Source organism: Chitinophaga sp. HK235, assembly GCF_018255755.1.
Taxonomy (GTDB): Bacteria; Bacteroidota; Bacteroidia; order Chitinophagales; family Chitinophagaceae; genus Chitinophaga.
Window position 1 is genome coordinate 2,167,561 of the sequence record NZ_CP073766.1, and the last position, 17,625, is coordinate 2,185,185.

A 17,625-nucleotide genomic window follows, 5' to 3' on the forward strand; every position below is an offset into this window, starting at 1 on the left:
TGGCTTACTTTCTCACTTTCAACAATTGAAAGTTGAGATAACTGGTTCTGTCGCCTGCCTTATAAAAGCCACCCGAATTGAAAAAAGCTTCATCAACGCGAGAGAGTCCCGGCTTGTTCACCGACCAGTCTACCTTGAAGGTTGAGCCAGTCAGATAACTGGAGATATTGGTCATGAAGGAAGCCATGAAATAACTTGCATTGGTATAATTCGGTCCGGTTCCCTGAGCGGCTTTTGCAAAACTGATGGAATGGGTAACCGGATCCTGAGTATAAGTGAAGTTAAAATCCGCGTAGATTATTGGGTTCGTCCCGGATTTAAAGGGTACACTAATTACCAAAGTTCCGGAATTAGCATTTGAAGGCGTAAATATATAAGTCAAATCCTGCACCACGTACTTACCGGATGCGCTGTACGCGTACACTGCAGCTTTAAAGTTATCTACAGCGGTCTTTACATCAGCAGAGACAGTTGCTGTATTATAGCTTAGATTCCGATCAAATAGCCCCTGGTTGAAAAACCAATATTCAAAAGACTGAGAACTTTTATCACTAAAATTATTATACATTGCAAAAGCAACCTCCCTTTGCAGCTTCCTGAAATCAACCCCGAATTGATCTCTGAAATAATTTACAACGGCAGTTTCCTTTTTCTTCAGAATATCATATCCTGATTTGGGTACCTTTCCGGCTTTATTATCAAACCACAATTGTCCAAATGCTAATAAAAACCCGGCCGTTTCCGCGAAATCCTCCATTACATTGGCTCTCGCGTATCGGGATACAAAGCCCAGAGAATCGTTATCCTTGTCTGGATAAAGTGTAGCATTGCGCCAGGATTCTGTATAGTCTGCCCTGGAGATATTCTCAAATTCCAGTGGCAATCGCTGAATCTGTGACAGGGTATGGGTGAATTCATGGTGTATGGTCTTCAGCCTTGGACGTACCACTTCCGGATCTGCGATATTTACTGCATTCACCTCATAAAGGGTAACATTCCTACCACCACCGGAGGTGGCCAACACACGCGAGCCATCACTTTCGATAGAATAAGATCCAAATAAAACCCATTCTTTGGGAGCGTATTTTTTTACAAAGGTCTTGCCTCCGGCAATTTGATAAGGCATTAAATACCCGTTCAAAACCATCTCCATTTGCTCTTTTATTTTACCTTCCTGAGCCGGCACCAGGTTTTTATCAATATCTCCTTTATACCGGTCAAAACGATAAACTACCTCTATATTATAAGGATCCGTAAAGTTTGTAGTTAACCATTTATCAAGTTCGGTGGGTGTATAATCCAATTCCTTGTTGAATTCGAAATCAACTTTCTCCTCTTTCCTGCAGCCGGTTACAACAAGCATTAGCAGAATGGAAAGCGTGATGCAAAATATTTTCATAACCAAATTTTAAAGGTGTTCTACCTGGGGTTTTTAGTTAATCCCGAAAGCATTGCACTTTCAGGCAATTGAAAAACTCGGCGTAAATCTTCTCTCTTCAACACGTCGTATGTTGTATCCCATTTGTAGTCTAGATACCTGTGTGAAATTTCTATGCCGCGACGATTGATATCAAACCAACGAATCCCTTCATGTGCAAAAGCTTTTTGTTTAAAATCCAATAAAGTCTTCATCAGACCGTCTTTGATATCTGTAGTGTTATAGAAGCTTAATACCTTTGCCTCGGTAATTCCATGCAATACCACATTGTATCCATCGATCCTCACTTCTGCAAAATCATTCAGATCCTTTAACGCTGATGCATAATCACCGGTATTGATATAGGCTTCCGCTCTGTTCATCAGCGCCTCATCCGCGGAAAACAGACATTGAATAGTGTAATAGGTCCAGTCAGTTGTAAATGTGCTTGTTCTATAAGAAAAAGTTGGGTATTTTCCCACCATCAGTTTATTGGGATTTCCTCCAAGGCGGGTATAATATTGGTAAAATGGTTTCCCGGCAACAGTATTCCCACTGATTATTTGCTCGGTGGACGACCCCGCTCCATAACGGCAACCAGCCGCGATATTACTGAAATTAGAATAAACACTTGCCAGCAAAAGGTTGAAATTCTGCTGGCTGCTTGTAAATAAAGCAGGCGAATTCGTACCAGCCGCCTTCAGTGCTCCGGCTATAGGTCGTAAATTCTGTTTAAAATTATTTTCCGGGAAAATAGCACTTGCATATTGAATCACTTTATTATAATCTCCCTTAAAAAGGTAAAACCTTGCAGCAAAAGCATTGGCTGCCTGCTCGTTGAAATGGAATTTGGGTGATTTATAGCTTATACCTTTAATCAGGCGCAGCCCTTCGAGTAAATCCTTTTCAATATGCTCATACACAGAAGCAACCGTGCCCCTTTCATAATTTTTGAAAGCTGTTTTTTCCGGATCAGTAAGATAAGGTATCCCCGGGGACGAGTTATCACCATTGATCTGATAAGTTTTCGAAAACAAAGAAACCAGCATATGGTGTGCATAAGCCCGCGTCAACAAAGCTTCGCCTTTGTATTGCTGGCCTTTTGTGCCAAAATTATTTTCATCAACGGCTTCAATGGCATGATTGGCTGCTGCGATGGCTCTATACATATCCAACCAGTAGGTATTGGGAGAATAGCTATCCGACACCTGTGTGACTTCGTTCCAAAAATAGCTGTTACGGGCAATATCATTGAATGAGAAATCACCAGGCCCTTTATCTGCACTATTGTCTGAGGCCAATTCTGCAAACAGAAAATAATCAGACGTTGGGTAAGCGGTCACTAATAACTGTCCTACTTTTTCCGGAGTATCCAATTCGGTACGCATATCCGGATTGACTTCAAAATATTTCTTACAGCTTCCCAGCAATAATGTAAGCAGTGATAAACTGATAATATTGTATATATTTTTCTTCTTCATTTTATTCAATGCTTTAGATTAAAAACCAGCTTTCAAAGAGAAAGTAAATTGTCTGGGCACCGGTAAGGCCACTCCCCCGCTTCCAAAAAATTCCGGGTCTGCTCCATTCAGCTTCTTATCTGCATAAAGTAGCAATACATTGTTCCCCACCAGGGCCAAATCGAGATTTTTCATTTTTAACCAGCTCGCATAAGACTTCGGCAAACTATAGCCCAGCGTAACATTCTTTAAGCGAATAAAATCACCTTTGGCGACCCGCTCGTCCGAAGAATTATAGGCACTATAAGCATACATGGGGGCGCTGGGCATATGTGCCTGAGCTACTAATGGATCTACAATAGTTGGAATGGTCGTGTATTTTTCATCCCCAGGCACCATCCATCTGTTTAACCACTCTTTAGACATTCCTATATCATCACTCAACACGGAGGTGAAGACAGGCGCAAGACGTACGTAGTTACCCATACTGAAGGTAAACAGGAAGGAAAGGGATAGATTTTTATAAGCCAGCTGGTTATAGAAGCCTCCGGTCAAAGTAGGATCTACAGGTCCCTCATATTTCAGATGCTCTACATTGGTACTCTGAAAATCTATCTTCATAACCTTTCTTGCTCCAGACTCGGAAATAAAGGTTGGATACCCATAGCTGGAACTCAGTCCATCAAACTGTACAGAAAACAATCCTCTTTGTGCATAGCCTTCTAATGGGCCACCCTCAGCCCTCACTAAATTCGCCAGGGTTGGGTTAATCACCAATCTGGTGATCTTATTTTTGTTATTGGCAAAATTGAAAGAACTGCGCCACCTGAAATTCTTTGTTTGAACTGGATTTCCTGCGATAGTCAATTCAAACCCTTTGCCAGACATAGTTGCGTAATTGGCGATTTTCTGTACCTGGCCACCTATTCCGGATGTGACAATCGGCCCGATCAAATCAAAAATGTCCCGCTTATAAAAGTCCAATGTAACATTAACTTTATTATTGAAGAAGGCCAGGTCCGTTCCCACATTTGCTTCATACAATTTCTCCCAGGTCAGGTCTGCATTTTCAAGCGCTGAAATTTTGACATATTGCTCTTTATCTGTCTCTATAGGCCGATACGTCATCCCATTATTATAAAGCACAGACTTATTTCGGGCATTACCTAAGTTGGCGACCAGGCCATATGTACCTCTTACTCTCGCACCGGTGAGGAACTTCCCTTGCTGGTTAAAGAATTTCTCCTGGTCGATATCCCAGGCAGCGGAAACATTCCACGTTGGCAGCCATCCGAGGCTTTTCCCTTTGGCTTTGGTTTTACCAAGCATATTCGACCGGTCGAACCTGGTCGTAAAATTGAAGCTATACTTGTCGGCAAATGCATAGGCGCCACGAGCCATCATAGCAGCGAATCGATCTTTAGAATACCCCATGCCATAATAAGGCATGTTTTGATATTGCGCATCCTGGAAGTACCTGAAGTCGGGATGCACTAAACCTGAATTGCTGTACTGATAACCAATGCCGTCAAAATTGTCGTACTGCCTGTCAGTAGAGCGGACTTCCATGGATCCAAAAATATTCAAACGATGTTTTGCTCTAAACTGCGCGTCGTACTCCAGGTTATGCCGAAAATAATAACTCACCAGATTATCGGTATTGACATTATAGAAACCTCCATCAGGCAAAACCACGACTGGCAGCGAACCTGGCACATTGGGATCTTTAAACAGGAAGGGGTTATTTTCCATGATGTAAGGATCGTTATTATATGCCTGATATGCACCCACCATATTGGAGTTTTCCTTTACATAGTGTTTTCTAAAAGTAGTGGCATAACGATATGATCCATCTACAGAATAGGTAAGGCGTGGGATAATTTTATACTTGAACCCGGCCTGAACTTTTAATTCATTCAGCCCAAGCTCGATATAATTATTTTTCAGCTCATTTAATATATTAAAGGGTGCAAAATTCCTCCTGAAATATTCCAAATTACCATCACTGTCATAGGGGGTCATCAACCGGCTGGTATTCATCGCGTACGAAAATGGATTGATATCAAAATCCCTGGTAAAACCGCCTGTAGAAGGATTGCTTCCCCTCGTGAGGGTACCGGGCGTGCGTTGGTCTCTGATGGAACCATTAAACAACAACTCACCGCTAAACCTGTCACTTAATTTAAAGTTGGTTCTCAAATTCGCTGTATACCTTTTTACCCTATCACCCACGGTTTGCCCTCCATCGTTCATAAAACTGGTAGATGCATACGTCTGTGATTTTGCGTTCCCGGATGAATAACTTAAAGAGTGTTCCTGAAGCAAGGAGTTCTTGAACAATATATCAAACCAATCGGTATTGGCATCTGCATAGCGTTTCAAAAATTTTTGCCTTGACGCCGGATCATTTCTTAAAGCATACGAATCTGTTTCCGGATCGTAGTCATACATCTGATCATACATCTTATTAAAAATCCCCCCGTCCTTCGAGTTCTTGGAAGCACTATGACCAAAAGAACCTTTGCGCTCCATTTCCAGCAAAACCTCCATCTGCTCTGCCGAATTCATCATATTAAATTGCTCATACTTTGGCTTCCGGTAGGTGGTCAGCGTAGAACTGTAATTTATCTGTGGCGCTCCGTTTGTTTGTTTTCCTTTTTTTGTGGTAACAACAATTACCCCGTTCATAGCGCGCGCTCCGTACATGGCTGTAGCTGCCGCATCTTTTAGGATATTGAAAGATTCGATGTCATCAGGATTTAACCCCGCTACGGACGAGCCTATCAAGGTGTTAGGATCTCCTGTAGACAAAGCCTCATTGGAGATATTCACGATATCTTCCAGGATGATCCCATCTATTACCCAAAGCGGCTTATTGTCTCCTGATATCGAGGTAGCACCCCGCACCCTGATCTTGGGAGCTGCTCCAAATGTGCCGGAAACATTCTGGATAGACACCCCTGCTACCTGGCCTTCCAGCATACGTGATACATCAGGAACACCAGCACGCGCTACATCTTTTGCGTCAACCTTGGTGGAAGCTCCGGTAAACAGCTTGCGATTTATATTCTGGTAGCCGGTCACCACTACACCCTCCAACTTTGTTTCCATTTCCTGCAACACGATATTCAGCACCTTGTTGGCGGGACTGAGCTTCATTTCTTTGGGCTCAAATCCTATCATGGAACAAACCAGCGCGGCATTATGAGGCTTGCTTTTTAATACAAAACGTCCGTCTTTATCAGTACTGGTACCAGCAGTAGTGCCTTTAACAACGATGGACACGCCCTGCAGGGGAACTCCGGCTGGATCAACAACCCGCCCTGTTATATCTATCAGCGTATCATTGGGAAGATCTGGCTCTTCATAGAATGGAGGTGGGTTGGATACAGGTTTGGGAGAAACCAGGATACTTTGTCCATCTATTGAATACTGAAAAGGCTGATCTTTGAAAACTTCGTCAAGAAAGTCTTTCAAAGGCATAGCTGACGCGGAAACAGTCACTGGCCTCGAAGCTTTCAGCACAGGACCGCTATATAAAAAAACGAAACTGGTCTGTCGTTCGACAGAAGAGAAAACAGATTTTAATGAAACCTTTTCGGCAGAAAAAGAAATGCTCTGTGAACTACCAGAAGCATAAACATTAAGAAAACCAACAGTTAAGAAAACAATCGTTAGCCTCATTACTAACAGGATTTTGGTGACATGGCGGTTTCTTGCACGGGCAAACCACCTGCAATAAGCAATTTTTTGCATACTTTTGCTTTGTTTGGTTGACGAAAAATTGTCCCAGCCGGACTGTTTTTATGACGCCCAGACGCCAGGCCAGGGATGTAGCAGCATCACTGGCCTTTTGTTTTAGGCAATATTTTGTTTTGCTTAAATAATTTCTGTCCACATCCGCGATGTGTTACAGGCGGGTATTGGCTGTTGTCGTTCCGGTATTTACAGTATTATTAAAGTTTTGTTTTCCATCCTGAATCGCACCCCTGATCCCCGTAAGAATTCCAATACGCTGGATAAACTTACATTGCGGTACATCTTGCCGTCTATGGTAATGCCTGAATCCTTTCCTTCATAACGAACCTTGATATCATACCATCTTTCCAATTGTCTCATCACCGTTTGGATATCAGCATTATTAAAACTGAACAACCCATTTTTCCAGGCAAGTGTTTGAGAAAGATCCACATCCGATAATACCGCTATTTTATTGGAACCATCTGTTACGGATGTTTTCGGGTGGCGATCAGCAGGCAAGGCAACGGCAACAATAGCTTGTTGGCCGGGTTTGAGAACAACCTTACCTGTCCCTGCAATATCGGCTCCCTGGCCGTCTGACAACGAGCTACCGCTTGCGGCTACACGCACACTCCCCTCGAAAACGGTTGTCCTGATCGTGCCCTCGTTAACGTAAGAATTTATATTGAATCTGGTCCCTAACACTTCAACAGTCGATTTCCCGTCCACATCAACCAAAAATGGTCTGGACTCGTCTTTGCTCACTTCCAGATAAACTTCACCGGTAATTTTTATTTGCCTTTTTCCACCATCAAAGGATGACGGAAAACTGATGCTGGATGCTGCATTCAGCCAGGCTTTTGAGCCGTCTGGCAATACTAGCTGATACTGACCACCGTTTGGAGTGGTGAGCATCAGCCTTTTACCTGCGACTGAAAGTTTCTCTCCGTCGGTATAAGCAATCGTTTCACCTACAGCAATGCCGGTTTTGTCAGACGCCAGATCAATTTGTTTATCATCCAGGGTCAGAACGGCCTTATCGGATCCCGGTAAAATATTATTGACATTCCCCTCATTGACCGAAGCCATTCCGGAGCCGGTATATCGCCGGTGATCCGACACAATAATAGCTATCGCAACTCCTGCTATTAATATTATAGCAGCAGCATAACGGACCCACCCGCGATGCAGGAAACGCACGCCATGCGCTACAGGCTTAGCTTTGCTTACCTGCATTCCGGCATGCAATAACAACTGATCCCTGACGCTATTGACATCTTTATCAGAAAATACTGTTTGGGAATCAAGGGCTACTTCCGCTGTAAGCGCCATTATATCCTCCCTATTCAGCATTTCTTTGTATTCCTGCGGCTCTCTTTCGATAAAAGCACACAATTCCTCCACCTCACCAGGTGTAATTTCATTCCTGATAAATCGGGAAAGCAAGTCTTTATAATAAGTTCCTGATTTGTACATAAACTGATATAAGACTTGGGGAAAAAGAAAAAAGACTATGCGAACCCGGTTTTTTTTAAAAAACTTTTTGGAGAAGCCAAACAAGAACAGGAGTAAGTTTGCTATGCTGCCTAAGATAATCACGCAAAAAAGAAAGCGTGTTGGCCATATGGTTCTTTACCGTGTTGGGGGAAATATTTAACTCACGGGCTACTTCTTCATAACTTTTTTTATCATTCTTGCACATCTCGTATATACGGCGACGTTGTGGCGTAAGGGAGTTCAACGCTTGTTTCATAAGATGCCCATAAGGCGTATCACTCTCCTGCGACAGGGCTTCCGGCTCAATTACCGGCTCATAATAATTAATCAGTTGTTCCCGCAGACTACGGTTTTGGGCTATTTCTTTTTGAATGTCATAAGCCCGGTTATGACAAACACGGAACAGGTAACTGCGAAAACTCTTCTCCACTTCTATTTTTTCCCGTGCCTCCCAGATCTTAATAAAAACATCCTGTACCAGATCTTTTGCTATTTCAGGTATCTTAACAAGGACAATCGCATATTTGAAAATTTCCTGGCAATAGCGCTCATAAATCTCCGCAAAGGCTAGCGGATCATTATCCTTCAGTAGCAGCAGTAGTTTCGTATCCGGATATGTAGAATACCTGTTAATGGCAAATTGGTTTATCGTAAAATTATGAATTTAAGATTCCATCACACCCAGCAACACTTTTCCCTATCTATCAAAGATAACAAACCATATAAACTAATACAAATGATCATCCAACACATTCGTTAATCTTATCGAGTATACACAAGGCTGTGTGTCAATCCTCCACAAAAAAAGAAACCTGCGGCTATTGCGCAGGTTTCAAAAATTAGTGGTGATTCCGCCGGGACTATATCAGGCCACAGATAAGGAATCCGCCGGAAAGCTGATCGTCCTGTGTTCCCTTATCTGTGACAAATAACATAGTGCTTACCTTCTTTTGCGTTTGATTAATATAGCAGCTCCAAGGGCCAGCAACAATCCAGGCAACACCCACAGCAAAAAGATCTTCTGTACTTCCAGGCCGCTGGGCGTTATATTGATTTTTTTGTCCTTACCTTCCGGAAGTATGGTATAGATAGGAAACTCACCATAGCTTAACCAACTGAAAAGCGAGGTGCTAAAATAGAAATTGGCAAATTGCTTATCTCCATGCACAGCAGTCAACTCACTGTTGGAGATGCAGTCTGCATCACCTGTTACAATGATACGTTGTTCTCTACCATGCACTTTCCGGCTAAGGCTCAGGGCCAGCGGCACTGATCTTCTGTCATCGCCATTAGCGGCAGAAAAAACGATCTGACCGGAATCAGTCACCAGCCGGTCCTTTTTAATCCAGCTTTCGGTTGCGTCGGACATTAACAGCGGTTTTACCGTAAAGCCGTTGTTGCTATCCCAGGTAAGTCCGGTTGCACCTGGCATGGATACACGCAAACTGTCTTTATAAGCTTTGCCTACTTGTTTCGTAAACGCTGCAGCCGTGCTGGTCAGGTAAGATAGTGCCATGTCAGGCGCCATATCTTTGCCAGGCTGTGCAATGATACCATCCATCAGCTGTACACCCAGGCTTTGCAGCAAGGGATTGAGCACTGCCTGTTTTCCAGGCTCGCCGGCTATCAGCAGGTTGCCGCCGTTATCAATGTACTTTTTAAGCTTTATCAGGACAGTTTCGCTGAAGGCTGCCTTAGGATCAGCTACTACCAGGGCAGTAATATCGGTCGGAATATCGGCTGTTTGCGCATTAACCGTATCTACATCAAACCCCTGGTTTATGAGGGCATGCCGAAAAGTGGGCTCATTGTTCAGCTTCTTGTAGTCCCGATCTCCTGAGTTATGAATGCTGCGCTCCAGTTCTCCCGTCAGGAAAGCGACCCTGGGCATCCTGGATTGCTGCAGACGTTTAAAGGCAGCAGCTATCTCCGATTCACCCGGAAAAAACTCCATATCCCTAAAGACACGAAGAAAGGTGGTTTTATTCTTATAGCGCAGTTGCATAACAAAACGACCGAGCTCCGGCTTCAGGTCTATCATTTTCCGGATCTCTTCCGGTGTTTTAAAGATATTTATATCCAGCTTCTGTGCCTTTGCTTTCTGTTCTGCTATTTCCTTAAGGCTTTTACCCTTGTAGTATTTGAGGTCGTCCTGGCTGTCATCATATGTACTGTCATAATAGTTTACAAATTGGAAGTTGATGTCTGATTTGAACCTTAAATAGGTTCCCCATCTCCCAATAAATCCGTTCCGGGCTTGAGGCAGGCCCATATAATAATTCCGGTTTAACAGATTGTTATAAACAGTTATCTCAAGAGGACCATCGTTAAACGCTTTAGTAATGTCCTGCAATTTAGGCGTAAGTGTATTGGATTTCAGAGCAGTGGCATCATAGTAACCGATAAAACGGGGACGTGAGCTGAAGTACCCTATCAACAGCACCAGCACGAACACTACAACATACCGCGCACCTTTTACGATCATTGGCTTAGACTCTGTACCACCTTTCAGTTTGAGATAACTAAAAGCCAGGAACATAGCCGTAACCAGTACGAAGTAAAGTACGTCGCCCGTAGAGATTAACCCTCCCAGTAACTTGTGTGCACGTCCTGACAGCGAAAGGAAATAGGTAAGATCTCTTACAAAATCAATATTCTGCCAAAGAGAACCAACATAACTCAGGGCCGCAATCGCTACAAATGTGCTGATGGCCGCTACTACCTGGTAAGTGGAGAGGCATGACATGAAAAGACCGATGGCTGCATAAGTACACAGCAACAGATAAAAGCCCAGGGTAGCGGAAAGCAGCATACCAACGTCTACCGACTGGATATTGAAGACGCCTACCGCCATACAAATGCCGGCAATACCTACCATCATCAGGCTATATACCATGGTGGCCGCATACTTCCCAAGTACGATCTGCCATACCTTTACCGGTGAAGAATAAAGCAACCGCATGGTACCACTGCTGGTTTCCCGGCTGATAAGCCCCATCGTCAGCAATGGTATATAGAGATACAGCTTATCCATCACCGAATTAAAAAAGCCATCCTGACTGAGAAATATTCTTTGGGTGAGGTGCGCTATGAACGTTGCAGACAAGCCACCAGCTTCCTGGTAATTGAGGTAACGCTCCAGCAGGCCCATGTAGGCCAGGGCACACTGTACGAGGAACGCAATCATCAGAAACCAGACTATCGGCGAATAGAAAAGTGTACGTAGTTCTGTTTTTGCAATTTTGATAATCGTTTTCATTTATGAATGATCAGAGAATTAAGATTGAGAGGATTTGATGGACAATTGTTTGAAGATGGTATCCAGCGCGGTCTTATCGAAGTTGATCTCACGCAGGCGCCAGCCATTATGCACTGCAGCAGCAGTCAGCCTTTCGGCTATTTCCTGGTCGCAGTCGAAATGTATCCGCAGCAGCTTTTCTGTAAGGAACTCCACCTTCGCTACACCAGCTACTTGCTGCAGTGCTGCCTCAGCCGGTGCGTTTTCCAGGTGTATGACCACACTGCGTGGTTCCACGTAATTATTAAAGGCGTCCATCGTATCAGCAAAAACAATTCTGCCACCCTCAATCATCCTGATGTCTTTACAGAGCAGTTGTACTTCCGTGAGGATATGTGATGAAAAGATGACGAGGCAATCCTTCGCTATCTCTTTGATCAGCGCTCTTACTTCAATGATCTGGTTAGGGTCCAGGCCATTGGTAGGCTCGTCCAGCACCACCAGGCGGGGACGGTGAATAATAGCCTGAGCGATACCCACACGCTGCCGGTAACCGCCAGAGAGGTTACGCAACAACCGCTTGCTGAAATGGGTAATACTGCAACGTTCCTTTACTTCCGCTAATGCTTTCTGCACCTTATCTTTCGGCATCTGCCGCAGGTTGGCACAATAGGTCAGGTACTCGTCTACCGTCAGCTCCAGGTGAAGGGGCGCCTGCTGTGGCAGGAAACCCACTTCTTTTTTGGCCAGCTGCGGCTGTTCTCTCATGTTGAATCCATTAATATACACCTGTCCTTCGGTTTGATTAAGCGTTCCACAAAGGATATTCATTGTGGTAGACTTTCCCGCGCCGTTAGAACCCAATAGTCCCACTATGCCCGTCTGGCTGAATTCCATGTTGATATCACGGATCGCCCAGGCAGCGGAATACTTGTGAGAGAGATGCTCAATTTTTACGATGCTGTTCATTATGTTTATTGCTATTATTGCTATGATTTATGGATTGTTAGGCATGCCTGGATTGTATTGCATGAAAAGGTACGGTAGCTGCAAGACCAGGCGGTCGGATTGGCGCAGCGTATATGACATTGTGCTACCATCCTTTTTATACAGTGTATGCGTAAACGTTATTCCGGCGAACAGTGGGTCTACAGAAAGGCGGCGCATATCAAACCAGCGATAGCCTTCCATGGCAAATTCACGGATGCGCTCTTCAATAATGAATTTGATCAGTGCTACCTGATCGCCGGCCACCGTGGCTGGCACGGGCGCGTCTGCTGCCGGCATGCGGTGAGCACGGAGCGTTTCCACATCAGCTATTGCACCTGGCAGGTCGTTGAGTCGTGCTTTGCATTCGGCACGCAACAGATATAATTCTGATAACTCCAGCCCATACCTGCTGTATTGCACACCATATTTTCTCAGGCGTCCACCTGCATTGAGGGAACCATCAGGATTCTTGTTAGTATACAGGAGCAAGCGAAGATCGGAAGCTCCGTACAGGGCTGCTGTTTCCGGTGTCAGCACCAACCCATTATTACCATAAAAATTCCCATTAAATCCGGCATTATAATAAACCTTGAAGAGCACGGATTCTGTCATGTCAATATAACTATTGCCAGGTCCTTTAGTTGGGCCATAGTTGGTGCTGATAGGCAAGAACGCGCCGCCGGTTCCCATGGTCTGGTTATAATCATACAATTGGGCACTGGCAGTTCCCAGGTCGTTGAAAGCTGCATTCAGCATTGGCAACGCGTCATTATAACGACCCATAAACAGGTATATTTTACCTAACAAACCTTCTGCTGCCGGTTTGGACATACGGGTACGGATACTTGGAACTACCGGCAAGTCGGGCAGGGCTTCTGTAAGGTCCTTGATAATAAAATCATACATTTCCTGCACAGTACCTCTTTTAAATACGGTAGCTGTGATATCTGTCTGCGTAATAATAGGAAAACCCAGATCAGTGCCTGCAGTAGCAGCCTGATATGGGTTTGCATAAAGATTAATGAGCTGGAAATTGCTCCAGGCACGGGTTGCCCGGGCTTCAGCGCGGATGCTTCTTTTTTGTACATCTGTTCCTCCGCTGGAATTCAGCACCTCATTAATGATCTTGTTCAACTGATACTGATTGGTCATAAGACTGCTCAGCAACAATGGTTGACGCTGATATGCATCATTCGGATAGTAGATCACATCCTGCCACTGGAAAAGCCTGGTCATATGTTGGGAAACAGGACTGAACAGCCCATCTTCTGCGGCCAGGTCATCTCCCATTAATACTTCTTCCTGCCATCCTCCACCACCACGCGCCTGATAGAAATCAGGACTGTTCATCAGTTTATCATAATCGGACGTAGACGATGCCACCTGGCTGCCCAACGGCACCACCTCCAGAAAACTTTTGTTACAAGCGGTAAAAGCTACAGGGGTTATGACGCAGATCAGGAGATATAGTAATTTCTTCATAATACTGTGTTGTTTAAAATCAGATTAAAGTGTTACTCTTAACCCCAGGCTATAACTGTGTTTAGACACCGGATAAAAACCACTTCCGTTAAGCGGGTCCGCATTGTATTCCGGATCAATGCCGTAATGATTGGCTTTCCATATCATAAAGTTGCCGGCCTGCGCAAAGACACTGGCACGTTGTAACCTTAAACATTTCACTAAAGCCGGCTGCAGCTCGTATGACAAGGAAATATCCCTGAGTTTTATATAGGAAGCGCTTACGACATTTATGTCAGCATAGTTAAAGTAGTCCATGTTTCTGCGGGTAAAATCAATTGCCGGACTGGAAACATAGGAAGGCACGTTGGTAAATGCTTCATCGCCTGGCTTTTTCCAGCGGTCAAGAAAATCTGTTCTGAGATTACCTTCGAAGTAGGCACGGTCAGAAAGACGGCCGGAGCTTTTAAAGCTCACCACCCTGCGCATCACATGACCAAGGCTGTAGATGAGATTTGCAGACAGGGAAATACCTTTATAACTGAAAGTATTGGTAAGTCCTCCACTGAATTTGGGCTGTGAAACGCCCTTATATACCAGGTCGTCACCAGTTGCGATGTAGGGATTTTTGGTCACCTTGTTATTGGCCAGTCTTATTTGCGGATCGCCCAAACTGTCGAGTCCTACATAATTGTAAGCGAACACTGCACCGAGTGGATAACCAGCCACCTTAGAAGACGCTATTTTAGAACTTGTTGAGTTATATATCGGCGAATTTGCCCCCCAGGATACCAGTTTATTCTGGTTGTAACCGAAGACCCATCGGGTAGTCCACCTGAAATTATTAGTGCGGATGTTCTCTGAATTCAGCGTGATCTCTATCCCTTTGTTATTTGCCTTTCCGAGATTACCGGTGATTTGAGAGAATCCTGTAAATGGATTTGCAGGGAGAAAACTGAGCAGGTCAACTGTTGTCTTATTATATCCTTCAATACTACCATTGATGCGATTGTGGAACATGGCAAAATCGATCCCCACATTGATAACTTTCACACTTTCCCAGGAGAGTTTTCTATTGGCCGCGCTGGAGATAGTCAGGGCGTCTCCACCTATACCACCGCTTGATGCCTGTGCATTGGGTCTCAGTACATCATACAACGTTGCCGCACCTACGTAAGGGGAATTTCCCAGAAGTCCGTAAGTACTTCTCAGCGCAAGCGCATCGATCCATTTGATCCCTGACATGAATGACTCTTTATCTATCCTCCATTTGCCACCCAGGCTCCATACCGGTTTGTTCTGGGAAGACACGTCACTACCAAAAAGGCTGCTCTGGTCTTGTCTCCAGCTCATGTCAGCACTGTACTTCTGATTAAAGGAGTAGCTTGCCAAAGCAAAGTAGGAATTAAAACGTGTGATGGTTCGGGCAACCGTGTAGAAAGTACCGTTGAGATACCCTGTACCGGTTATAGTGCCTGGTACTCCTTTGGACATGGTAAGATAGTCCAGCATCGGATAGGTACCCAAATCCCGGTTATATCCATATATGTTAACACTGGAGTTATAGGCGTATTGTTCCTGCGCTTCCTGCCCGGCCTGCAGGGTAAGTGCATCTTTTCCCTGACGTGGCTTGGCCTCATACACCAACTGGTTACGCACCACCCAGTTATGCTGGTCGTTGGTGCTGGTGTTGTAAGTGCCACCTGTCAGCGGGAAATAATACACAGGTGTGGAAGCAGCCGTAGGCGCTACGGTAAGGCTCAGCTGCATTTTTCGCACATTGAGGCTCTTACCGTCGGAATAAATATCATTGGTACCAGGGGTTTTCTGATAACCGTAAACACCCTCAAACCGAAGACCTTTCCAGAGCTTTACGCCCACTCTGGCGTTTACATTCGCACTCAGATTGGTCTGTTTATACTGCTGGTAGTTGTTGAGTTCATCCAGTGGGTAATAGTCCAGGTTAATACGGCTGCGAGCCTGGTAATCCTGCCGAAGCGAATCGCCATAACCTGTCATATAAGGCATATTGATGCTTCTCCCATTTGCATCCTGGAACTGCTGATAAGGCAGCACATCATTCGCAAGGCTCAGTATGCCCTTACCGGTACTGACAGTGTTGTTCAATGCCGTATTCAACGTTATGGTGACGCGTTTGCCGGCATTTAAATGCTGGGTGAGGTTCAGCCTGTAGCTGTTGCTCTCCTGTCCTCTATTGATGCCCTGAACATTTACATAACCCAGGGAAAGGTAATAGGAATATATGTTTGTACCGCCGGAGGCAGATATGGTATGGCTGCTAGTGACAGAAGGCCGGGTGAGAAGATTTAACATCTGTGATCTTCCATCAATGTTGGCCAGACTATCCAGGCTTTTGTTGGCCTGATCTGCGGAAATTAGTCCCCGATACTGGTTGTAAAGGATCATATCGTGAGGAGCTACATAACCGGTGGCAACACTGGTCCATGAAAAGCGCGCCGGGTCAAATACCTCCCGGGCCGCCTGTATGTATTGCCTGCTGTTAAGCATTGGATCATGGGCCCACTCCGGCTTGCTCTGAACAGTTACGGAACCATTATAATCAATGTTCATGCGCTGGTTCTTTTTACCTTCACGTGTAGTGATAACTACCACGCCATTAGCTGCCCGGGCACCGTAGATCGCAGCTGCTGCCGCATCTTTAAGCACAGTGATGTCTTCGATATCATCCTGGTTCACGGCACTGAAATCAGGTGAAACCATACCATTGATTACGTACAACGGCTCCATATCCAGCATTACGCTGCTATTTCCCCGGATCAGGCTTCTCCTTGATGTAATGCCATTGCTATTAGCTCCGCCCCTTACATTGTTGAGACCAGATTTCACAGTGAGACCAGCCACCTGTCCATCCAGTCGGCCAATGATATCTGTTACATCCCGGCTGCCTACCCGATTCCGGAAAATCTCCATGTCGGGTTTAGCAAAGGAGCCAGTAGCCCTTTCCTTGCTCACCTGCTGGTAACCAGTATTGTATACTACGGTTACAGCTGATAATTGTGACAACTGTTGTTTCAGGGTCACACTCATCTGTTCACCGAATCTTACTGGCAACAGGCGTGTTTCATAGCTGATACTCCTGAATACCAGCGTATCGCCTTTCTCTGCGGGAAACACAAAAAAGCCTTTTTCATTTGTTGCAACAGCACGTTTGTCGCGCTTTGTCATGACTGTAATACCGGGCAGCGGGTTTCCTTGCTCATCTGTTACGATACCATGCACACGTGGCAACTCCTGCTGCACTTGTTCCTGCTCCTGAACAAGTGAATTTTTCACCCCGGCCTTTTTCCGGATAAATACGGTCTTGCCCTGGATCACATATTCCAATGGCAGCCCCTCCAATATAGTGCTCAATGCTTTTTCCAGCGGCACGTCTTTTAGTTGCACCGAAACAGGCTTCATGCCGGTAAGGCCATCATTCGTATAAAAGAATTTGTACCCTGTTTGCTCCGAGAGCACGGAAAACAGTTGCGCAGGCGATGCTTTCCCTGAATAGCTTACTTTTTGTGCCTGCACGGCCGTACTGAGTTGCAGTAGTAGCGCCAGCAGCAACACACTGCCGGCTTTACTGAATGATTGGTTTTTGATTCTTGTACGCTCTCTTCTCCTCATAGGAAGGATGATAGGGACATTGCCACCTTTAATTTGCATACTCTTGCATCGTTTGAGTTTAAGAAATGAGCAGCAGTTTATGCTGATTCAAGTTAAACGTCATGACAAGCCGGGGGCAGGACGCCTCTCTGACACCCGGTTTTTTCATTTTGTTCACCAACTTGTTTCAG

9 protein-coding genes are annotated in these 17,625 nt (G+C 44.9%); all 9 read right to left on the bottom strand.

The window, feature by feature from the left end; genetic code table 11:
• Window positions 1-4 precede the first annotated feature (4 nt).
• Window positions 5-1,399, bottom strand: coding sequence for a substrate import-associated zinc metallohydrolase lipoprotein (locus KD145_RS06985; RefSeq protein WP_212005189.1), 1,395 nt, complete (start codon window positions 1,397-1,399; stop codon window positions 5-7).
• Between the two features lie 20 nt (window positions 1,400-1,419).
• Window positions 1,420-2,898 carry a RagB/SusD family nutrient uptake outer membrane protein gene (locus KD145_RS06990; RefSeq protein WP_212005190.1) on the bottom strand — a complete coding sequence of 493 codons (1,479 nt, stop codon included), beginning with the start codon at window positions 2,896-2,898 and terminating at the stop codon, window positions 1,420-1,422.
• Between the two features lie 18 nt (window positions 2,899-2,916).
• A complete protein-coding gene (locus tag KD145_RS06995) occupies window positions 2,917-6,633 on the bottom strand; it encodes a SusC/RagA family TonB-linked outer membrane protein (protein WP_212005191.1) in 3,717 nt (1,238 codons plus the stop codon).
• Between the two features lie 189 nt (window positions 6,634-6,822).
• Complete coding sequence (locus tag KD145_RS07000) at window positions 6,823-8,178, bottom strand: FecR family protein (RefSeq protein WP_212005192.1); 1,356 nt, start codon at window positions 8,176-8,178, stop codon at window positions 6,823-6,825.
• Window positions 8,150-8,779: an RNA polymerase sigma factor gene (locus KD145_RS07005; protein ID WP_212006721.1), complete on the bottom strand. Its 630-nt coding sequence runs from the start codon at window positions 8,777-8,779 to the stop codon at window positions 8,150-8,152. The genes KD145_RS07000 and KD145_RS07005 overlap by 29 nt, the downstream gene beginning before the upstream one ends.
• A gap of 276 nt (window positions 8,780-9,055) precedes the next feature.
• On the bottom strand, window positions 9,056-11,374 hold the full coding sequence (locus KD145_RS07010) for a Gldg family protein (RefSeq protein ID WP_212005193.1): 2,319 nt from the start codon (window positions 11,372-11,374) through the stop codon (window positions 9,056-9,058).
• Between the two features lie 18 nt (window positions 11,375-11,392).
• Window positions 11,393-12,322, bottom strand: coding sequence for an ABC transporter ATP-binding protein (locus KD145_RS07015; RefSeq protein WP_212005194.1), 930 nt, complete (start codon window positions 12,320-12,322; stop codon window positions 11,393-11,395).
• A 27-nt stretch (window positions 12,323-12,349) separates the two neighbouring features.
• A complete protein-coding gene (locus KD145_RS07020) occupies window positions 12,350-13,825 on the bottom strand; it encodes a RagB/SusD family nutrient uptake outer membrane protein (protein WP_212005195.1) in 1,476 nt (491 codons plus the stop codon).
• Window positions 13,826-13,849: 24 nt separating this feature from the next.
• Entirely contained in the window at window positions 13,850-17,494 is a 3,645-nt protein-coding gene (locus KD145_RS07025; protein WP_212005196.1) for a SusC/RagA family TonB-linked outer membrane protein, read from the bottom strand.
• Window positions 17,495-17,625 lie beyond the last annotated feature (131 nt).